Source organism: Shinella zoogloeoides, from assembly GCF_020883495.1.
Classification (GTDB): domain Bacteria; phylum Pseudomonadota; class Alphaproteobacteria; order Rhizobiales; family Rhizobiaceae; genus Shinella; species Shinella zoogloeoides.
Genome location: NZ_CP086610.1, coordinates 303,091 through 322,147, shown reverse-complemented (window position 1 = coordinate 322,147; position 19,057 = coordinate 303,091). Strand labels below are relative to the sequence as shown.

General features: G+C 65.5%; 18 protein-coding genes and 1 other RNA gene. 5 read left to right on the top strand and 14 right to left on the bottom strand.

Annotated features, from left to right (window positions below):
• Positions 1-13: 13 nt before the first annotated feature.
• The 5 genes from rbfA to rimP form a co-directional block, all read right to left on the bottom strand.
• Positions 14-418 carry a 30S ribosome-binding factor RbfA gene (rbfA, locus tag K8M09_RS01590; protein ID WP_160787582.1) on the bottom strand — a complete coding sequence of 135 codons (405 nt, stop codon included), beginning with the start codon at positions 416-418 and terminating at the stop codon, positions 14-16.
• A 72-nt stretch (positions 419-490) separates the two neighbouring features.
• On the bottom strand, positions 491-3,148 hold the full coding sequence (gene infB, locus K8M09_RS01585; RefSeq protein ID WP_160787583.1) for a translation initiation factor IF-2: 2,658 nt from the start codon (positions 3,146-3,148) through the stop codon (positions 491-493).
• 101 nt (positions 3,149-3,249) lie between these two features.
• Positions 3,250-3,903: an RNA-binding protein gene (locus K8M09_RS01580; RefSeq protein ID WP_160787584.1), complete on the bottom strand. Its 654-nt coding sequence runs from the start codon at positions 3,901-3,903 to the stop codon at positions 3,250-3,252.
• 119 nt (positions 3,904-4,022) lie between these two features.
• Complete coding sequence (gene nusA / locus K8M09_RS01575) at positions 4,023-5,624, bottom strand: transcription termination factor NusA (RefSeq protein ID WP_160787585.1); 1,602 nt, start codon at positions 5,622-5,624, stop codon at positions 4,023-4,025.
• A gap of 115 nt (positions 5,625-5,739) precedes the next feature.
• The gene (gene rimP, locus K8M09_RS01570) at positions 5,740-6,354 is read right to left on the bottom strand and encodes a ribosome maturation factor RimP (protein WP_160787586.1); all 615 of its coding nucleotides are present in this window, start codon (positions 6,352-6,354) and stop codon (positions 5,740-5,742) included.
• 258 nt (positions 6,355-6,612) lie between these two features.
• Between rimP and K8M09_RS01565 the strand changes: the two genes are divergently transcribed.
• Complete coding sequence (locus K8M09_RS01565; protein ID WP_160787587.1) at positions 6,613-8,241, top strand: MFS transporter; 1,629 nt, start codon at positions 6,613-6,615, stop codon at positions 8,239-8,241.
• Here the strand turns inward: K8M09_RS01565 and K8M09_RS01560 are convergent.
• Both K8M09_RS01560 and recR read right to left on the bottom strand, forming a co-directional pair.
• On the bottom strand, positions 8,238-9,488 hold the full coding sequence (locus K8M09_RS01560) for a lytic murein transglycosylase (RefSeq protein WP_160787588.1): 1,251 nt from the start codon (positions 9,486-9,488) through the stop codon (positions 8,238-8,240). The genes K8M09_RS01565 and K8M09_RS01560 overlap by 4 nt on opposite strands.
• An 8-nt stretch (positions 9,489-9,496) precedes the next feature.
• Positions 9,497-10,102: a recombination mediator RecR gene (recR, locus tag K8M09_RS01555; RefSeq protein ID WP_160787589.1), complete on the bottom strand. Its 606-nt coding sequence runs from the start codon at positions 10,100-10,102 to the stop codon at positions 9,497-9,499.
• Positions 10,103-10,162: 60 nt separating this feature from the next.
• On the opposite strand from recR, the gene K8M09_RS01550 reads away from it, so the two are divergent.
• Positions 10,163-10,774 carry an MOSC domain-containing protein gene (locus K8M09_RS01550; RefSeq protein ID WP_160787627.1) on the top strand — a complete coding sequence of 204 codons (612 nt, stop codon included), beginning with the start codon at positions 10,163-10,165 and terminating at the stop codon, positions 10,772-10,774.
• On the opposite strand, the gene K8M09_RS01545 is transcribed toward K8M09_RS01550, so the two are convergent.
• The 4 genes from K8M09_RS01545 to ffs form a co-directional block, all read right to left on the bottom strand.
• Entirely contained in the window at positions 10,771-11,382 is a 612-nt protein-coding gene (locus K8M09_RS01545) for a LysE family translocator (RefSeq protein WP_160787590.1), read from the bottom strand. The two genes, K8M09_RS01550 and K8M09_RS01545, sit on opposite strands and share 4 nt — an antisense overlap.
• A gap of 36 nt (positions 11,383-11,418) precedes the next feature.
• Entirely contained in the window at positions 11,419-11,742 is a 324-nt protein-coding gene (locus K8M09_RS01540) for a YbaB/EbfC family nucleoid-associated protein (protein WP_160787591.1), read from the bottom strand.
• 86 nt (positions 11,743-11,828) lie between these two features.
• On the bottom strand, positions 11,829-13,703 hold the full coding sequence (locus tag K8M09_RS01535; RefSeq protein ID WP_160787592.1) for a DNA polymerase III subunit gamma/tau: 1,875 nt from the start codon (positions 13,701-13,703) through the stop codon (positions 11,829-11,831).
• Positions 13,704-13,764: 61 nt separating this feature from the next.
• An RNA gene (gene ffs, locus K8M09_RS01530) (signal recognition particle sRNA small type) lies at positions 13,765-13,862 on the bottom strand.
• 80 nt (positions 13,863-13,942) lie between these two features.
• On the opposite strand from ffs, the gene K8M09_RS01525 reads away from it, so the two are divergent.
• Positions 13,943-14,386 (top strand): HIT domain-containing protein, encoded by a 444-nt coding sequence (locus tag K8M09_RS01525; protein ID WP_160787593.1) that lies wholly within the window; start codon positions 13,943-13,945, stop codon positions 14,384-14,386.
• Positions 14,383-15,354 carry an NAD(+) diphosphatase gene (gene nudC / locus K8M09_RS01520; RefSeq protein WP_160787594.1) on the top strand — a complete coding sequence of 324 codons (972 nt, stop codon included), beginning with the start codon at positions 14,383-14,385 and terminating at the stop codon, positions 15,352-15,354. The genes K8M09_RS01525 and nudC overlap by 4 nt, the downstream gene beginning before the upstream one ends.
• On the opposite strand, the gene K8M09_RS01515 is transcribed toward nudC, so the two are convergent.
• Together K8M09_RS01515 and K8M09_RS01510 are read right to left on the bottom strand one after the other, a co-directional pair.
• The gene (locus tag K8M09_RS01515) at positions 15,351-16,202 is read right to left on the bottom strand and encodes a prephenate dehydratase (protein WP_160787595.1); all 852 of its coding nucleotides are present in this window, start codon (positions 16,200-16,202) and stop codon (positions 15,351-15,353) included. The genes nudC and K8M09_RS01515 overlap by 4 nt on opposite strands.
• A gap of 13 nt (positions 16,203-16,215) precedes the next feature.
• Positions 16,216-16,971 (bottom strand): 3-deoxy-manno-octulosonate cytidylyltransferase, encoded by a 756-nt coding sequence (locus K8M09_RS01510; protein WP_160787596.1) that lies wholly within the window; start codon positions 16,969-16,971, stop codon positions 16,216-16,218.
• Positions 16,972-17,123: 152 nt separating this feature from the next.
• Between K8M09_RS01510 and K8M09_RS01505 the strand changes: the two genes are divergently transcribed.
• The gene (locus tag K8M09_RS01505) at positions 17,124-17,933 is read left to right on the top strand and encodes a c-type cytochrome (RefSeq protein ID WP_160787597.1); all 810 of its coding nucleotides are present in this window, start codon (positions 17,124-17,126) and stop codon (positions 17,931-17,933) included.
• A 79-nt stretch (positions 17,934-18,012) separates the two neighbouring features.
• On the opposite strand, the gene K8M09_RS01500 is transcribed toward K8M09_RS01505, so the two are convergent.
• The gene (locus K8M09_RS01500; RefSeq protein ID WP_160787598.1) at positions 18,013-18,957 is read right to left on the bottom strand and encodes an AEC family transporter; all 945 of its coding nucleotides are present in this window, start codon (positions 18,955-18,957) and stop codon (positions 18,013-18,015) included.
• Between the last annotated feature and the right edge of the window lie 100 nt (positions 18,958-19,057).

The window sequence follows — 19,057 nt, the reverse complement described above, 5'->3', positions numbered from 1 at the left end:
ATCTTACCTGGAATTATTCGTCGCCGTCTTCGGCGTCGAGATCGCGGGCGACTTCCGGCGAGCGCAGGAGGTCGTCGATCTTCTTGTAGTTGTCGAAGCTGGTGTCGTCGCGGAAGCGCAGGTCCGGCATGTATTTCATCTGGCGAAGCTGCGGGCCGAGACGGCCGCGGATGAACTTCGAATTGCGGTTCAGCGCCTCGATCACCGCCTCATGGTCCTTGACGCCGAGCGGCGTCACATAGGCCGTGGCATGCTTCAGGTCGGGGGACATGCGCACTTCCGAGATGGAAATCACCGTCTTTTCGAGAAGCGGGTCGCGCACTTCGCCGCGCTGGAGAACCTGGGTGATCGCCGCGCGCACCTGCTCGCCCACGCGCAGCATGCGTTGCGACGGCGCCGAGGATGTTGCTCTGGTCATGGTCGTCACCTTCAAAAAAATGCGAGCGCCGAAAAGGTCCGGCGCTCGCACGATACTCTATTCGCCAGACGCTTACAGCGTGCGCGTGACGTGCTCCACGCGGAAGCATTCGATCTGGTCGCCGGCGCGGATGTCTTCGTAGTTCTCGAAGGCCATGCCGCATTCCTGACCGACGACGACTTCCGAGACTTCGTCCTTGAAGCGCTTGAGCGTCTTGAGCTTGCCTTCGTGGATGACGACGTTGTCGCGAACCAGACGGACGCCGACGCCACGCTCGACCTTGCCTTCGGTGACGCGGCAACCTGCGACCTTGCCGATCTTCGTGATGTTGAACACCTCGAGGATCTCGGCGTAGCCGAGGAAGGTTTCGCGACGCTCCGGCGAGAGCAGGCCGGACATCGCCGCCTTAACGTCATCCACCAGATCGTAGATGATGTTGTAGTAGCGGATTTCGATGCCCTGGCGCTCGGAAAGCGTGCGGGCCTGTGCGTTCGCACGGACGTTGAAGCCGATGATGGCGGCGTTGGACGCTTCGGCGAGCGAAATATCCGACTCGGTGATGGCGCCCGCGCCGGAATGCACGATGCGCACCCGCACTTCGTCCGTACCGAGCTTTTCGAGCGCGCCGGCAATGGCTTCGATCGAGCCCTGCACGTCGCCCTTGATGAGCAGCGGGAACTCCTTGAGACCGGAGGTCTGGAGCTGGTTCATCATCTGCTCGAGCGAACCGCGCGAACCCGTCTGGCGCGCAACCTGCTTTTCGCGGGCGAGGCGCTGGCGGTATTCGGAGATTTCGCGGGCGCGGCCCTCGTTCTCGACGACGGCGAACTTGTCGCCGGCCGCCGGGGTGCCGGAAAGGCCGAGGACCTCGACCGGCATGGACGGGCCGGCTTCCTTGACGTGCTCACCCTTGTCGTTGACGAGCGCGCGCACACGGCCCCACTGATCGCCGGCGACCAGAATCTGGCCGGGCTTCAGCGTACCCGTCTGCACGAGAACCGTCGCGACGGCGCCGCGGCCGCGGTCGAGCTGGGCTTCGACGACGACGCCCTCTGCCGTGCGGTTCGGGTTCGCCTTCAGGTCGAGGATTTCGGCCTGCAGCAGGATGGCTTCCAGAAGCTTGTCGAGGTTCGTGCCGTTCTTGGCGGACACTTCCACGTCGAGCGTTTCACCGCCCATGGATTCGACGAAGACTTCGTGCTGGAGAAGCTGCGTGCGGACGCGCTGGGCGTCTGCCGTCGGCTTGTCGATCTTGTTGATCGCCACGATGATCGGAACACCCGCCGCCTTGGCGTGGTTGATGGACTCGATCGTCTGCGGCATCACGCTGTCGTCGGCGGCGACCACGAGGATCGCGATGTCCGTCGCCTGCGCACCGCGGGCACGCATGGCGGTGAACGCAGCGTGGCCGGGGGTGTCGATGAAGGTGATCTTGTGGCCGTTCTGCTCGACCTGATACGCGCCGATATGCTGCGTGATGCCGCCGGCTTCGCCAGCGACCACGTTTGCATGACGGATGGCGTCGAGCAGCGAGGTCTTGCCGTGGTCGACGTGGCCCATGATGGTCACGATCGGCGGACGGGATTCCTGATCGCCTTCGTCGTCGGCGACGTTGAAGATGCCTTCTTCGACGTCGGATTCGGAGACGCGCTTGACGGTGTGGCCGAATTCGCCGGCAATGAGTTCAGCCAAGTCGGCGTCGATCAGATCGCCGGGCTTCATCATCTGGCCTTCCTTCATCAGGTACTTGATGACGTCGACGGCGCGTTCGGACATGCGCTGCGACAGTTCCTGAATGGTGATGGTTTCCGGCAGGACGACTTCGCGCGAAATCTTTTCGCGCGTTTCCTGCATCATGGAGCGCTTGAACTTCTCCTGACGGCGACGCATGGCCGAGAGGGAGCGACCGCGCTGTGCGCCGTCCTCGTCGCTCGACGCGGTGGTCAGCGTCAGCTTGCCCTGGCGACGGCCGTCGTCGGCCTTCGGACGGGCGGGAGCCTTTGCCGGTTCCGGACGCTTGACGGCGCCGCGGTTGACGGGCGCACCGCCACGCGGGCGCTTGTCGTCGTCCTCTTCGGCTTCGCGGCGGCCACGACCGGCGACCGGCGTGGATGCCGGAGCGGGCGCAGGCGTGCGGGTCGGCTGCGGACGGGCTTCCGCGGCGGCGGGCTTTGCCACCGGCTGCGGAGCGGCCTGTTCCTCGACGACGGCCGGAGCCGGTGCGGCGGCCTCGGCGGCGCGACGCTCGGCTTCTTCCTTCTCGCGGACGATACGGGCTTCTTCCTCGGCCTTGCGGCGGGCTTCTTCTTCCACCTTGCGGCGGGCCTCGTCCTCGGCGCGCTGGCGCGCTTCCTCGGCGTCGCGGATCTGCGCTTCTGCAAGCGCGCGACGGCGGGCCTCGACCTCATCGGGCGAAAGCTGGTTCAGCACGACACCGACGCGCGGGCGGCTCTGCTCGGCCTGCGGGGCAGGACGGGAGGGCTGCGGCGCGGGGCGCTTCTGCTGCGGCGGTTCCGGCTGGCGCTGGACCGGGGTGACGGGTGCTGCCGCCTGGCGCTCTTCGCCGGGACGGCTGAAGTGGCGCTTCGTGCGGGTCTCGACCACGACGGCCTTGGTGCGGCCACGACCCATGTCCTGGCGCACGGTTCCCTGGTGAACCCCCGAGGGCTTCAGGCTCAGGGTCTTCTTGCCAGCCACACTGATCGTCTTGTCGTCTTCGTTGTCGGTCATTCCGTTCCGTTCCTAAGATCAGGGCCGGATGCGGATCGGACCCTGTCGTTCAAATGTGTACATCCAATACATCTGGGCCGGCTGAAAGCCGGTAACCCGGGTCATTGGTTTGGCTGGCCAGCGCCGCCATGTGCCCCCAACCGGGCGTCGCCCCGGTATTTTTCGAGCATGATTGCGCGCTTCACTACACCCTCACCCGCCTGCCCTGCAAGCGCTGCGGCATGGATAAAAGCATTCTGGCCCAAAAGGCCCTCCAATTCGCTCTCCGAAAAGAGCTTGAAGGAGGGTATTTCCGTTTCGTCCTCGGTGAGGAAGCTCGCAGCCTTCCTCGCCTGATCTATCTTTCGCACCCCGTCCGCTGCTGCGTCCGTCGCGTGGAAGACCGCAAGGGCCGCCAGAGAGCGCACCGCGAGGTCCACTTTCGCAGAGCCCGTGATGAACTGGCCGGCCTTGCGCGCCATGTTCATCATGCCGCCGAGCTGGGCCGCCAGAAGCCGGTCCAGTTCCGCGCCCAGTTCCGGGCCTGCCTTCGCATCCGCTTTCAGCGCACGCGCAAACAGCTTCTTGGCCACCGCCTTCTCGACGATCGCCCTTTCCGCCTTCACCCAGCAGCCGCGTCCGGGAAGCTGACGCTTGAGGTCCGGCACGACGTTGCCGTCCGGTCCCGCGACGAAACGGATGAGATCATCCGCATCGCCGCTTTCGCGCGTCACGATGCACATGCGGTCGTTCACGCCATCGTCCTTCTTGCTCATATAGGTTTCCGTTGTTGCCGACGCAAACCGCAGCACAACAGGCCGACGGCATGTCAAACTCCGGAGCGCCTTCAGCCTGAAAGCGCCCCGACTTGCTATTCTTGTCGGAGAACGCCCGATCAGGCGTCCTCTTCACCGCCCTCGACGGCCGGCTCTTCCGCGACAGCAAGGTCCTCTTCCGTGATCCAGCCGGCTGCAAGACGGGCCTGCACGACCATGGCTTCGGCCTCGGCGCGGGAAACCTCGAACTTCGAGAACAGGCCCTCGAACTTCTTCGTCTCGCCGTCCTTGCGCTCCGACCAGCCGACGAGGTCGTCGGCGGCGCAGCCTGCGAAGTCTTCCATCGTCTTGATGCCGTCTTCGCCGAGCGCGACGAGCATCTGGGCCGTCATGCCGTCGATCTGGCGCAGGTCGTCGGAAACGCCAAGTTCCTTGCGCTTGGCGTCCATCTCGGCCTCGATGCGGTCGAGATATTCGCGGGCGCGGGTCTGGATTTCCTGGGCCGTGTCTTCGTCGAAGCCGTCGATGGAGGCGATTTCGTCGAGATCGACATAGGCAAGCTCTTCGACGGCGGCAAAGCCTTCCGAAGCCAGAACCTGACCGACCATCTCATCGACGTCGAGCGAATCCATGAAGAGGTTGGTGCGCTCGTTGAATTCCTTCTGGCGGCGCTCGGACTCTTCGGCTTCCGTCAGGATGTCGATATCCCAGCCGGTGAGCTGCGAGGCAAGGCGCACGTTCTGGCCGCGGCGGCCGATGGCGAGCGAGAGCTGCTCGTCCGGAACGACGACTTCGATGCGCTCGGCATCCTCATCCAGAACGACCTTGGCGACTTCCGCCGGCTGCAGGGCGTTGACGATGAAGGAGGCCGGGTCCTGGCTCCACGGAATGATGTCGATCTTCTCGCCCTGAAGCTCGCCGACGACGGCCTGGACACGCGAACCGCGCATACCGACGCAGGCGCCGACCGGATCGATCGACGAGTCGTTCGAGATGACGGCGATTTTTGCACGCGAGCCGGGGTCACGCGCCACCGACTTGATCTGGATGATGCCGTCGTAGATTTCCGGCACTTCCATGGTGAAGAGCTTCACCATGAACTGCGGATGGGTACGCGACAGGAAGATCTGCGGGCCACGCTGCTCGCGGCGCACGTCGTAGACGAAGGCGCGCACGCGGTCGCCGTAGCGCATGTTCTCGCGCGGGATCATCTCGTCGCGGCGGATGATGCCTTCGCCGCGGCCGAGGTCGACGATGACGTTGCCGTATTCGACGCGCTTGACCGTGCCGTTGACGATCTCGCCGATGCGGTCCTTGTATTCGTCGTACTGGCGGTCACGCTCGGCTTCGCGCACCTTCTGCACGATGACCTGCTTGGCCGACTGGGCGGCGATGCGGCCGAAATCCATCGGCGGCAGCGGGTCGGCGATGAAGTCGCCGAGCTTGGCGTCCGGGTTGCGGTCGCGCGCCAGTTCCAGCGGAATCTGGGTGGAATAGTCCTCAGCGTGCTCGACGACTTCCAGCAGGCGCTGGAGGCGGATTTCGCCGGTCTTGGAATTGATGTCGGCGCGGATGTTCGATTCCGTGCCGTAACGCGAGCGGGCCGCCTTCTGGATGGCGTCGGCCATCGCGGCAAGCACGATCTCGCGGTCGATGACCTTTTCGCGGGCCACGGCATCCGCGATCTGCAGAAGCTCAAGCCGGTTCGCACTGACTGCCATTTTCAGGTCTCCATGGTCTCGGGCCGGGGCATCGCCGCCGGCAATCTCTGGAGCGGCGCGCCGCTCCGGTTCCGTCCTCTCCGCTCCGCCGCCATGGGCGAAGCGCACTCACAACTTATTCTTCGTCGCCGCCGTCTTCGTCGTTCTGGTTCGCGGCCTGCGCGGCCTTCGCCTTCTTGTCGGCGGCCAGCGCGTCGCGGATCAGCTCGTCCGTCAGGATCAGCCGACCCTCGGCAAGCGCCGTGAAGGGAATGACGACCGTCGGCTCCTCGCCGGCGGCGGGCTGGTCGCGTTCCAGCGTGAAGCCGTTCTCGTCGGCGGCGACGATCTTGCCGCGGAAGCGCTTGCGGCTTTCCACGAGCACCGACGTCTCGCACTTCAGGAGATGGCCGAGCCAGCGCGAAAAATCCGACTTGCGCACCATCGGCCGGTCGATGCCGGGCGACGACACTTCGAGATGATACGCCTTGTCGATCGGATCCTCAACGTCGAGCACCGGCGAGACGGCCATGGAGACCTGCTCGCAGTCCTCGACGGTCATGGTGCCGTCCGGGCGTTCGCACATGATCTGCAGCGTCGCGCCGTTCTGCGCCGAAAGGCGCACGCGCACGAGCTGGTAACCGATCTGCTCGATGGTCGGCTCGATGATGTCGGCGACGCGGCGGTCGAGGCCGGTCTCGACGATCAGCCGCGGTTCGACGGCAATTTGTGTCTGGGTCGTGTCGGTCATGACATGCCCTCCCCGGGAGTGTCGTTATCATGCGCTTGATCGGGGCAATAAAAAAGAGCGGGTCCTCGCGGGCCCACTCTTCATCTGACGATCAAGAATTTGAGGCTGATATAGACGCAGTTTGCCGGAATTGCAAGTTCGGCCGCTGAACGCGCCTGTGGGCGGCCAAATTCCACCTTCCTTGCCGCCACCGGGTTGCCGCTTTCGTCCTTTGGACTAGATTGTCACCAACGCTGCGTCGAGAATGAGTGCCCCATCGTGCCGGACCGGAAATCCACCCTCGCCCCTTTCCGAAACGAAACCTTTCGGGTGATCTGGGCGGCAAGCCTGATTTCCAATTTCGGCGGGCTCATCCAGTCCGTCGGCGCGGCGTGGATGATGGCCTCCATCTCCCCTTCCGCCAATATGGTGGCGCTGGTACAGGCCTCCACATCGCTGCCCATCATGCTCTTCTCCGTCGCCGCCGGGGCGCTTGCCGATAATTTCGACCGGCGCAGGCTGATGCTGACGGCCCAGTGTTTCATGCTGGCGGTCGCCGTCGGCCTCACGCTCTGTACGTGGTACGGCGTCATCACGCCCTGGCTGCTGCTGACCTTCACCTTCCTCATCGGCTGCGGCACGGCGCTCAACAACCCGGCATGGCAGGCCTCCGTCGGCGACATGGTGCCGCGCGAGGATCTGCCCGCCGCCGTCTCGCTCAATAGCATGGGCTTCAACCTCACCCGCTCCGTCGGCCCGGCCATCGGCGGCGCCATCGTCGCGGCGGCGGGTGCGGCAGCGGCCTTCGCCGCTAATGCGCTCAGCTACTTCGCCCTGCTCTACGCCCTCTTCCGCTGGAAGCCGAACGTTTCGCCGAACGCCCTGCCGCGCGAGGATTTCGCCCGCGCCATCTCGGCGGGCCTGCGCTACGTCTCCATGTCGCCGAATATCGGCAAGGTGCTGCTGCGGGGCTTCGCCTTCGGCCTTGCCACCAGTTCCATCCTCTCGCTGCTGCCGCTGATCGCGCGCGACCTCATCAAGGGCGGACCGCTGACCTACGGCATCCTGCTCGGCTGTTTCGGCCTTGGTGCCATCGGCGGCGCGCTGATGAACGCGCGGGTGCGCGAGAAATTCACCAGCGAAACCATCGCCCGCTTCGCCTTCGCCGGCTTTGCCGTCAGCGCATGCGTTTCCGCCGTCAGCGCCTCGGCGTTGCTCACCGGCGCGGTATTACTGATCGCCGGTGCGTCCTGGGTCCTGGCGCTCTCGCTCTTCAACACGACGGTGCAGCTTTCCACCCCGCGCTGGGTCGTCGCCCGCGCGCTCTCGCTCTACCAGACCACCACCTTCGGCGGCATCGCGGCCGGAAGCTGGATCTGGGGTACGACGGCGGACACGCACGGCGCGGAAGCGGCACTGCTCGCCTCCGCCGGCGCGATGCTTGCCGGCGCGGCGCTCGGCCTGCGCTACGGATTACCGGAACTCGAGAGCCTCAACGTCGATCCGCTGGGCCGCTTCAGCGAGCCGGACCTGCCACTCGACCTGAAACCCCGCAGCGGCCCCATCGTCGTCCTCATCGACTACGAGATCGCCGAGGACGACATTCCCGAATTCCTGGAGACGATGACCGAGCGGCGGCGCATCCGCATCCGCGACGGCGCGGGCCAATGGGCACTGATGCGCGACCTGGAAAATCCGACCGTCTGGACCGAGACCTACCATGTGCCGACCTGGGTGGAATATGTGCGCCACAACCAGCGCCGTACCCATGCCGACGCCGCCAATGGCGAGAAGCTACGCCAACTCCACCGCGGCGCGGAGGATCCCCGCGTCCACCGCATGATCGAGCGCCAGACCATCGTTCCGCATGAATACGAACGCTTCAAGCGGCAGGTGGAAATCCACTAACGGAGTTTCGTCTTCAACGAGGCGTCGGGATAGCAGGTCGGCGCAAGGCCGCTCTTGGCCTGCCAGTCGCCGAGCGAGCGGCGGGTCTTGTAGCCCGGCAGGCCATCGACCTTGCCCACATCATAGCCCTTGGCGACGAGCGCCTTCTGCATGGCAAGCACATCGGAGCGCAGCATCTTGCCGACGTCGCCCCACGCACCCCGGAACGGGCCGCTGCCATAAGCGATGCGATCGGCGAGATTGCCGATATAGAGGGCGTAGAGGTCGGAGTTGTTGTATTCCTTGATCACGTAGAAATTCGGCGTGACGATGAATTCCGGCCCATGGGTTCCCGCCGGCACCAGCATCATGCCCGAAGCCTTGCCCTCACCGGAGGAAAAGGCCTTGCCGGATATGCGCGCGATGCCGCTCGACGCCCAGGCGGAGATCGGCTTGGCAAGGTCCGGCCCTTCCTGCGCGCAGGAAACGCCATCGGGGATCGTCACCTCATAGCCCCAGCCACGCCCCGCCTGCCAGCCCTTCTGCGCGAGGTAGTTGGCGATGGAGGCAAGGCTGTCCGGCACCGAATTCCAGATATCGCGCACGCCGTCGCCGTCGAAATCGACGGCATATTGCAGGTAGCTGGTGGGCATGAACTGCGGCTGGCCAAGCGCACCGGCCCAGGAGCCTTTCAGTTGCTCCACGGTCCGGTCGCCGCCATCGACAATGTGCAGCGCCGCAATCAGTTCGCTTCGGAACATGTCCTTGCGCGTCGACATGAAGGCCTTGGTGGCGAGCACCTCCACCGCCGAATAGGGGATTTTCGCGCTGCCGAAGCCCGACTCGCGCCCCCATATGGCGACGACGATCTCACCGGGCACGCCGAAGCGCTGCTCGATCTTGCGCAGCGTTCCCGCATGGGTCTTTGCAAGGCTGCCGCCCTTGCCCGCCAATCCCTGCAGGCGCTTTTCGGAGAAATAGGCGCCCGGCGAGGAAAATTCCGCCTGGCTCTGCGCCTGCTCCTTCTTCGGCTTGGAACCGGGCGGCACGAGATCGGGCAGTTCCCAGTTGAGGCTCACGCCCTCCATCGCCGCGCGAAACGTCTTTTCGCTGACGCCGGTCTTCTGCGCCTCCGGCCAGAGGTCGTTGTCGATCCAGGCGCGGAACATCGTTTCCACCTCCGCCTTAGAGGCGGCATGGGCGGGAAGGGCGAGACCGAGCAACGCCAGCGCTGCCGAGGCCTTCAGAAAAGTGCGAATGATCTGCATGGGTCTCCTCAGATCGCCGTACGCGCCCGGAGCGCCGCCGTCAGGGTGCCTTCGTCGAGATAGTCCAGCTCGCCGCCCACCGGCACGCCATGGGCGAGCCGCGTGATCTTCACGTCTAGGCCGGAAAGCTGGTCGGTGATGTAATGGGCGGTGGTCTGGCCTTCGACGGTCGCGTTGACCGCGATGATCAGCTCGCGCACCTCGCCCTTGGCCACGCGGTCGACGAGGCCGCGGATATTGAGATCGTCCGGCCCGACGCCGTCGAGCGGCGAGAGCGTGCCGCCGAGGACGTGATAGGCCGCGTTCATCGCCCCGGCGCGCTCCAGCGCCCAGAGGTCGGAGACATCCTCCACGACGATGATGACCGACTGGTCGCGCCGCACATCCGTGCAGACCGTGCAGGGATCGCTGGTATCGACATTGCCGCAGCAGGAGCAGATGCGCACCTTGCGATGCGCCTCGCCCATCGCCTCGGCCAGCGGGCCGAGCAACTGGTCCTTCTTCTTGACGAGGTGCAGCGCCGCGCGGCGCGCCGAGCGCGGCCCGAGGCCCGGCACCTTCGCCAGAAGCTGGATGAGTTTTTCGATTTCGGGGCCGGTGACTCGTTTTGCCATTGCCGCTATCTAGCCCATATCCAGGGGAAACGGAATCCACCTCGCGGGAGGCAGCGCTTGATCAGAATTCTCGCCATATGCACAGGCCTTGCCCGACCGGTTCCCGGCAAAAGCTACAAGACCGGCATTTTCAAGACGCCGACCGATGCCGCTGTGGTCGTCGACCGCGAGGGCCTGCTCGGCGACGCCATCTGCAACCGGAAACATCACGGCGGGCCGGAACAGGCGGTCTACGGCTTCGGCTCCATCGATCTCGACTGGTGGTCGAAGGAACTCGGCCGCACCGTTGCGCCCGGCACCTTCGGTGAAAACCTCGTCATCGAAGGCGTCGACAGCCGCAGCGTTTCCGTCGGCGACCGCTTCGAGATGGAAAGCGTGCTGCTGGAGGTGACCTCGACGCGCATTCCCTGCAACACGCTGACCGCCCGCATGGGCGACCCCGCCTTCGCACGGCGCTTCATGCAGGCCGGACGACCGGGCTTCTACTGCCGCGTGCTGCGTGACGGCGTCATCCAGACCGGAGATGCCGTGACCTACACGCCCTTCGACGGCGGCCCCGTCACCATGCCGGAGCTGCTGCGCACCTACGGCAAGAATCTCTCCGAAGACGACCGCATCCGCTACCTCGCCGCGCCCATCAACGACAAGCTGCGCGCGGCCCTGACCGGCTAGCGCGCGGCAATCGCCGCAGCCGCGCCGGCCATGGTGCCGGCGCTGAGGCGGTTGGCGATGCGCACGGCGCGCGGACTTTTCAGGAAGAGCCGGGCGCGCGAGGCGAGGAACACCCAGGCAAGGTCGATGGCGACGAGCACGACGAACATGGTCGCCACCAGCTCCGCCCAGCCGACCAGCGTCACCGCGCCAAGATCGATGATCGCCGGCAGCAACGCCACGTAGAACATCATGATCTTGGGATTGCCGAGCGTCACCGTCAGCCCGGCGAAGAACAGTTTCGGGCCGGAACGCGCCTCGGGCAGCGCCTCGCTCCCCGTATCGGTCGGGGCGAACCACATCTTCCAGGCGAGATAGAGCAGGTAGGCGACGCCGAGCCATTTGATGGCGACGAAGGCGGCGTGGAAGGTTTCCGCGATGGCGGCAAGGCCGAGCACGGCGCAGGTGAGCCAGACGCCCTCGCCGATCCACATGGCGGCGAGGAAGGGCAGCACATCCTTCGGCCCGCGCGAGAGCACGCGGGCGACAAGCGCGGCGATGCTCGGGCCGGGAGAGCCGGCCGCCATCATCAGCGCACCGGCAAAGATCAGCAGGGTCGTCAGGCTCATGGGAAGTCCTCCTCGCGAGCCTGCAAGCCTACAGGATCAGAACGGCAGTTTGAAGCCGGGCGGGATCGGCAGGCCGGCGGTCAGCGCCTTGGTCTTTTCGACGGTCTCGGCCTCGGCCTTGTCCTTGGCGTCCTTGTGAGCGGCGACGATCAGGTCCTCGAGGATTTCCACATCGTCTTCCTTGAAGAGCGAGGGATCGATCTTCAGGCCCTTGAGATTGCCCTTGCCGTCGAGCGTGACGGAAACGAGGCCGCCGCCGGAGGTGCCGCTCACTTCGAGCGCGGCGATCTCCTCCTGCATCTTCTCCATCTTGGCCTGCATTTCCTTGACCTTGCCCATCATGCCCATGATGTCGCGCATCGGCCTCTCCTCTTCGTCTTGTGCTGTTAAAGTCTTTGTTTTCGCAATCCCGGACGCAAAACCGCTTCGCACTTCTGCCGGGATTGCTAGTGTTCGATATCGTCGCCGGGCAGGATGTCGCCCTCGGCGGATTCGGCGGCGGCCACGACCTCGACGGTCTCGGCCTCGTCTTCCGTTTCCTGCACCTTGATGCGCACGTCGGTGATCTTGGCGCCGGGGAAGCGCTGCAGGATGGCGGCGACGTCCGGGTCCTGGCGCGCATCGGCGACGCGCGCTTCCTGCGCCATGGTCTCGGCTTCCGACAGGGTCGGCCCGCCGGCCTCCCGCGAAAGGATCACCAGCCAGCGGATGCCGGTCCATTCCAGCAGCCGGTTCTGCAGGTCGGCGATGAGCGACTTGGGAGCATCGTTGGCAAGGCCGATTTCCAGCTTGCCGGCCTCCACGCTCACCGGGCGAACAAAGGCGCGCACGAGCGCGCGCAGACGGATGTCGCGATTCTTCGTGCAGAGATCGGCAATGTCGGAGATCGAGTTGACCGGCACTTTCGGCGCAGCCGCCGGCTGTTCGGCCGGCGCGGCTTCGATGCGGCCCATGGGCTGCGGGGCAGGCTCGGCCTGCGGCACCGCGCGCAGCATGGTCGCGCCGCCCGCCTGCGCGCGCACCGGCGCATCCGGTTGCCGTGCGACGGCAGCGACGGAGGCCTGCGCCGAAGGCTGGCCCGAATAGCCGCCGGATTGCGGCGCGCGGCCGCCATTGCCGCCGCCCTCGCCGCTCGAAAGCTCGGCAAGACGGCGCGCGGCCTCTTCCGGCGAGGGAAGGTTGGCGGCGTGGGCAAGGCGGATGATGACCATCTCGGCCGCGCCCGCCGGACGGCTGGAGGCTTCGGTTTCCGGGATGCCCTTCAGCAGCATCTGCCACATGCGCGAAAGCGCGGTGACGGCAATGGAATTGGCGAATTCGACGCCGCGCGTGCGCTCGATCTCGCTCAGCGACTGGTCGCCGGCGGCGTCCGGCACATATTTCATGCGGGTGACGAGATGGGTGAAATCGGCAAGGTCGGTCAGCACGACGGAGGGGCTTGCGCCGGCCTCGTATTGCGCGCCGAATTCGGCAAGCGCCGCCGCCGCGTCGCCCTTCACGATATGCTCGAAGAGATCGACGATGCGGGCGCGGTCGGCAAGGCCGAGCATGGAGCGCACGGCCTCGACCTCGACACGGCCCGCGCCATGGGCGATCGCCTGGTCGAGCAGCGAGAGGCCATCGCGCGCCGAGCCTTCGGCGGCGCGGGCGACCATGGCGAGCGCATCCGGCTCGAACGCGACGCCCTCCTTGCCGAGAATGGTGGTGAAGAGGCCGACGAGGTCGGACGCGCCGATGCGGCGCAGGTCGAAGCGCTGGCAGCGCGACAGGACGGTGATCGGTACTTTACGGATTTCCGTCGTCGCGAAGATGAATTTCACATGCTCCGGCGGCTCTTCCAGCGTCTTCAGCAGGCCGTTGAAGGCCTGCGTCGAGAGCATGTGCACTTCGTCGATGATATAGACTTTATAACGCGCCGAGACCGGGCGGTAACGCACCTGCTCGATGATCTCGCGGATATCGTCGATGCCGGTATGGGAGGCGGCGTCCATCTCGATGACGTCGACATGGCGGCCTTCCATGATCGCCTGGCAATGTTCGCCGGGAACGCGAAGGTCGATGGTCGGCCGGTCGATCTCGGGCGTCTTGTAGTTCAGCGCGCGGGCGAGGATGCGGGCGGTGGTCGTCTTGCCGACGCCGCGCACGCCGGTCAGCATATAGGCCTGGGCGATGCGGCCGGTCTCGAACGCATTGGTCAGCGTGCGGACCATCGGCTCCTGACCGACCATGAGGTCGGAGAAGTCCTTGGGCCGGTATTTTCGCGCAAGGACGCGATAGGCGGCCGGTTTTTCGCTGGACGGATTCGAGATTGCGTCGTTCATCGACCCTGCCGCTAATCGAACTCAAGAGTCCCGACAGGACGGCCAGGATCAGGACGGAAAGGTGGGAGGCTGGCACGATGACCCGTGCCGGGGCTCGTTAGGGCTGCTTCCTTCCGGACCTGACCCGGTTGGCGAGTGGCTCGTCCACCACCAACCTCCCGTCCCCCATATCGGCAATATTCCATCCGAATGCAAGCCGAGCCGATAAAAAACTGTTGGAGCAAGATCGGGTGCGTGTCATGAATCAGGCAAAAGCATTTCGGGAGGGCCCCTTGAGCGATTTTCGACCCGACGAACGGCTGGTCCGCGACAGCGATCTCGTCACGAGGATCGGCCTGTGCGAGCTTCGGCTGATGAAGGACGCGCGCTGGCCCTGGCTGGTGCTCGTGCCGCAGCGCCCCGGCGCCAGCGAGGTCTTCGACCTGACGCCACTCGACCAGACCATGCTGACCTTCGAGACGACGCTGGTGGCGGAAGCGCTGAAGAAGGTGACGGGCGCGGCCAAGATCAATATCGGCGCGCTCGGCAATATCGTCCGCCAGCTTCATGTGCATGTCATCGCGCGCAACGAGGGCGATCCGAACTGGCCCGGCCCCGTCTGGGGCTTCGGCGCCGCCGAGCCGCGCTCGGCTGAGGAAACCAAGGCCTTTTCCGCCAAACTGCTGGACGCGCTCACTCCATGAAGCCATCGCTTTTCGATCAATACCGCCCGCATCCGGAACCCAGCACCATGGTGGCCTTTGCGGAAAACAGCCTCGACCGCCAGTCGGAGCACCGCGCGCCGGACTGCCTGGAGCAGGCCTTCAAGGCCGAGAACGTGCATGCCTTCGCGCTGGCCGGCGGCAAGCTCGTCGTCAAGCACGACGAGAAGATCATCGACCCGCTCTTCGCGCCCTATGAACTGGCCGAACTCGGCCCGATGCCGGACGAATCCATCCTGCTCGGCTACCTGAAGAACGGCGAGCCGCGCCTCGCCATCCCGGTGAGCGCCGATCCCGACACCCTGCAGGAGCCGCTGAAGGCCGCCGACGGGCGCACACTCTACCGCCAGCAGATGCTCGACGACGATCTGCTCGGCCAGTTCGCGCAGGCCTCCAGCCTGATGACCTGGAACGGCAACAACCGCTTCTGCGGCAAGTGCGGCGCGCCGACGCGCTCGGAAATCGGCGGCTACCGCCGCGTCTGCGAGGCGTGCAACCATACCGTCTTCCCGCGCACCGATCCGGTTGCGATCATGCTGGTCATCGATATCGAGCGGGATCTGTGCCTGCTCGGCCGCTCGCCGCATTTCCAGCCCGGCGTCTACTCCTGCCTCGCCGGCTTCCTGGAGCCGGGCGAGACCATAGAGCATACCGTGCGCCGTGAAACGCTGGAAGAATCCGGCATCAGAGTCGGGCGCGTGCGCTACCACGCCTCGCAGCCCTGGCCGATGCCGCATTCGCTGATGATCGGCTGCTATGGCGAGGCGATCTCCTTCGATATCCGCCGCGACGAGACGGAACTGGAGGATTGCCGCTGGTTCACCCGCGAGGAGACGGCGGCGATGATCGAGCACAGCGCGACGTCCGGTGCCGCGCCCGGCATGGCGACCCCGCCCAAGGGGGCCATCGCGCATCGCCTGATGCGCGACTGGCTGGATTGGAAAAGTTAGAAGGCGCTGCGCATCGGGTGCGCCCGGTAGGTGCCGAGGATGCGGACCTTTTCCGAGAAGAAGCGAAGTTCCTCGAGCGCACGGCGCACCGGCAGATCGTCCGGGTGGCCCTCGATATCGGCATAGAACTGCGTGGCGTAGAACTTGCCGCCGATCTGGTAGCTTTCCAGCTTCGTCATGTTGATGCCGTTGGTCGCAAAGCCGCCCATCGCCTTGTAGAGCGCGGCCGGAATGTTGCGGACATTGAAGACGAAGGTAGTGACGATGGTCTCGTCGCCGTCGCGCTCGATCGGCGCGGGATCGCGCGAAAGCACGACGAAGCGCGTGACGTTGCTTTCCGTGTCCTCGACATTCTCCGCGATGATCGACAGGCCGTAGAGATCGGCCGCAAGGCGCGGGGCGAGCGCCGCCATGGAGCGGTCGCCGGTCTCCGAGACGAGCTTGGCAGCGCCGGCCGTATCGCCGGCGATGACCGGCTTCCAGCCGTTGAGGCGGACGATCTTGCGGCACTGGCCTAGCGCATGGATATGGCTGTGGACCGTGCGCACCTCATCTTTCGTCACACCCGGCAGCACCATGAGCTGGAAACGGATCGGCATGAAATATTCGCCGACGATATGCAGGCGCGATTCCGGCAGGAGATGATGGATATCGGCGACGCGGCCGGCAATCGTGTTCTCGATCGGGATCATGCCGAGATCGGCGTCGCCGTTCTCGACGGCGAGGAAGGCGTCCTCGAAGGTCTGGCAGGGCAGCGGCTCCATGTTGGGGAACATGTCGCGGCTCGCCATGTCGGAATTCGCGCCGAATTCGCCCTGGAAGGCGATCTTGTTGGTCTTCTTGATCATGGGAATATCCGTATCAAATGGGGTGGGCGGCGAGCATGGCCCGGGCCTTTTCAAGGTCGGCGGGAGTATCGACACCGAGCGGAACCGTGTCAACGATCTCCGCATCGATGCGCATGCCGGCTTCCAGCGCCCGGAGCTGCTCCAGCGATTCCCGCCTTTCCAGCGTCGAGGGCTTGAGCGTGACGAAGGTTTCCAGCGCCTTGCGGCGATAGGCGTAGAGGCCGATATGGTGATAGAGCGGCCCCTCGCCGTGCGGCGCGGTCGCGCGTGTAAAATAAAGCGCGCGCAGGCGGCTTTCGCTCAGCGGCGAGCCGACGACCTTCACCACATTGGGATTGGTTTTCTCGTGCTCGTCGCGGATTTCCGTCGTGAGGGTCGCAATATCGGTCGCAGCGTTCTCCAGCGGGCGAAGGGCCGCGCGGATCGTCCCGGGGTCGATGGTCGGCAGGTCGCCCTGCACGTTGATGACGATCTCGGCCCGGCCTTCCGGGTCGCTTTTCATCAGCGCCTCGTGGATGCGGTCGGAGCCGGACTGGTGATCGACCCGCGTCATCACGGCCGTAAAGCCTGCCGCCACGACCGCATCGAAAATGTCCTGGTGATCGACCGCGACGACGATCCGGCCGACATCGGCGGCGGCGGCCCGGCGCGCAACCTGGACGATCATCGGCAGGCCGGCAATGTCGGCGAGCGGCTTGCCGGGAAGGCGTGTCGAGGCCATGCGCGCGGGAATGAGCACGAGGGTCTTGTCAAAATTGCCGGGAATCATCGCAGGCCCTTCAAAACCCCCGGGAAAAGTGTCAAAAGGTCTCAGTGCGGGGGCTACAATCACTGTTGCAACGAAGCAGCAAAAGACATAGGTTCCGCGCGATTTCAAGACTGGCCGGTAGTCTGTCCGCCGGTTGCTAGGGGAGCGTTTGGATGAACTCTTATGTGAACATGGGCGTAGGTGCCCTTCTGGGCACCGTCTTCGTGCTGATGTCCGTGTCGATCGCTTCTGAAGGCATTTTCCATTCGGAAGCCCCCGAGAAGGAAGGTTTCACGATCGTCGCCGAGGAAGCGGCTGGCGGTGAAGCGGCCGGCGGCGGTGAAGAGGCCAAGGGCACGCCGATCGCGACCCTGCTCGCCAGCGCCGATGCGGCAGCCGGCGAAACCGTCTTCAAGAAGTGTGCGAGCTGTCACACCTCGGAGAAGGGCGGACCGAACAAGGTCGGCCCCAATCTCTGGGACGTCGTGAACCGCCCGATCGCCTCGCATGAGGGCTTCAGCTATTCCGCCGGCATGACCACCTTCTCCGAAGGCCACAAGGTCGTCTGGGACTTCGATCACCTGAACTTCTTCCTCGAAGCGCCGAAGAAGCACGTCCCGGGCACCGCCATGGGCTTCGCCGGCCTCAAGAAGGAAGACGAGCGCGCCAACCTGATCGCCTACCTGCGCAGCCTCTCCGACAGCCCGGCGGCCCTGCCGACCGCTTCGAGCGAAGGCGCGGATGCCGGCGGCGCAGCCGCAACGGAAGCTGCGGCTCCCGCGGAAGGCGCGACGGCAACCGAAGGCGGCGCTGCCGCCACGACGACCGAAGGTGCGGCTCCGGCTGAGGGCGGCGCTGCGGCGACCACGACCGAGGGCGCCGCTCCGGCTGAAGGTGGCGCTGCTGCAACGACGACCGAGGGTGCAGCTCCAGCCGAAGGCGCAACGCAGGGCACCACGACGGAACAGCCGGCCGCCCAGTAAGCGCGCCCGCCATAGCGACAAACGAAAACCCGGCCTCACGCCGGGTTTTTTGTTATGCGGGAATGAAGGCTTTGCGGCCTCAGCCCAGAAGCCAGGCCCAGAAGGAAACCGTGAAGACCCCGAGAGCCGTGGTCATGGTGATGGTGGAAGAGGCCAGCGCATGGCCGACGCCGAAATGGTTGGCGAGCAGCCAGGCATTGACGCCTGTCGGCACGGAGGATGTCAGCACCATCGCGGCGGTCCATTCCGGGCTGAGGCCGAGCAGCCGGCAGGCGACATAGACCGACCCCGGCAGGAGCAGGAGCTTGAGGCCGGTCATGGCCAGCGCGATGCCGGCATTGCCGCCGAGCTTGTACTTGTTGAGCGCCATGCCGATAGAGACGAGCGCGGCGGGTGCGGCCGTCGCGGCGATCTGGTCGACCACCACCTTCACCGGCCCACCGAGCGGCATGCCGGCGACATGGAACAGCGCGCCGGCGAGAAGGCCGATCACCAGCGGATTGCGCACAAGGCTGTTGCCTATTCCGGCAAGAAGAGCGGCGAAGCTCTGCGGCTCGCGGGTGCCTTCCTTGCGCTCGGCGCGCTCCATCAGGATCGTCCCGGCGATCATCATCACCGGCAGATGCACCGAGAGCAGCACCGAGAGCGCAACAAGCCCCTCGTCGCCGACGACGCGCGAAACGAGCGGCAGGCCGATGAAGACATTGTTGGCGAAGGCCGAGGAAACGCCGGCCAGCACGCCGATGCGCCGGTCGCGCGAAAAGCCCAGCGTCGCCACCAGATGCGCCACCGTCCACGTCACGGCGACCCCCGCGAAATAGCCGACCCAGATGCGCCAGGGCGCTTCGCCCGCGAAATCCGCCTCCGCGATGGTGCGGAAGAGCAGCACGGGCACGGCGACGCGGAAGACGAACTCGCCCAGCCCCTCCCCCAGCGCCTCCCGGAGATAGCCGGTGCGCACCAGCAGCCAGCCGATCAGGATGAGCGCGAAGATGGGAAGGACATTGAGGGCGACGTCAGACATGCAACCGTCCGGAAACGAGGAAGGAGGGCACCATGGGTAGGATAATCGGGAGACAGGGTCCAGCCGTCGCGGGCGGAAAGAAGACATGAAAAAAGCGAGG

What these genes read in the sequence shown, in the direction of transcription:
- rbfA (WP_160787582.1), bottom strand. Translation starts at nt 418, where the DNA reads ATGACCAGAGCAACATCCTCGGCGCCGTCGCAACGCATGCTGCGCGTG.
- infB (WP_160787583.1), bottom strand. Translation starts at nt 3,148, where the DNA reads ATGACCGACAACGAAGACGACAAGACGATCAGTGTGGCTGGCAAGAAG.
- K8M09_RS01580 (WP_160787584.1), bottom strand. Translation starts at nt 3,903, where the DNA reads ATGAGCAAGAAGGACGATGGCGTGAACGACCGCATGTGCATCGTGACG.
- nusA (WP_160787585.1), bottom strand. Translation starts at nt 5,624, where the DNA reads ATGGCAGTCAGTGCGAACCGGCTTGAGCTTCTGCAGATCGCGGATGCC.
- rimP (WP_160787586.1), bottom strand. Translation starts at nt 6,354, where the DNA reads ATGACCGACACGACCCAGACACAAATTGCCGTCGAACCGCGGCTGATC.
- K8M09_RS01560 (WP_160787588.1), bottom strand. Translation starts at nt 9,488, where the DNA reads ATGCAGATCATTCGCACTTTTCTGAAGGCCTCGGCAGCGCTGGCGTTG.
- recR (WP_160787589.1), bottom strand. Translation starts at nt 10,102, where the DNA reads ATGGCAAAACGAGTCACCGGCCCCGAAATCGAAAAACTCATCCAGCTT.
- K8M09_RS01545 (WP_160787590.1), bottom strand. Translation starts at nt 11,382, where the DNA reads ATGAGCCTGACGACCCTGCTGATCTTTGCCGGTGCGCTGATGATGGCG.
- K8M09_RS01540 (WP_160787591.1), bottom strand. Translation starts at nt 11,742, where the DNA reads ATGCGCGACATCATGGGCATGATGGGCAAGGTCAAGGAAATGCAGGCC.
- K8M09_RS01535 (WP_160787592.1), bottom strand. Translation starts at nt 13,703, where the DNA reads ATGAACGACGCAATCTCGAATCCGTCCAGCGAAAAACCGGCCGCCTAT.
- K8M09_RS01525 (WP_160787593.1), top strand. Translation starts at nt 13,943, where the DNA reads ATGAATCAGGCAAAAGCATTTCGGGAGGGCCCCTTGAGCGATTTTCGA.
- nudC (WP_160787594.1), top strand. Translation starts at nt 14,383, where the DNA reads ATGAAGCCATCGCTTTTCGATCAATACCGCCCGCATCCGGAACCCAGC.
- K8M09_RS01515 (WP_160787595.1), bottom strand. Translation starts at nt 16,202, where the DNA reads ATGATCAAGAAGACCAACAAGATCGCCTTCCAGGGCGAATTCGGCGCG.
- K8M09_RS01510 (WP_160787596.1), bottom strand. Translation starts at nt 16,971, where the DNA reads ATGATTCCCGGCAATTTTGACAAGACCCTCGTGCTCATTCCCGCGCGC.
- K8M09_RS01505 (WP_160787597.1), top strand. Translation starts at nt 17,124, where the DNA reads ATGAACTCTTATGTGAACATGGGCGTAGGTGCCCTTCTGGGCACCGTC.
- K8M09_RS01500 (WP_160787598.1), bottom strand. Translation starts at nt 18,957, where the DNA reads ATGTCTGACGTCGCCCTCAATGTCCTTCCCATCTTCGCGCTCATCCTG.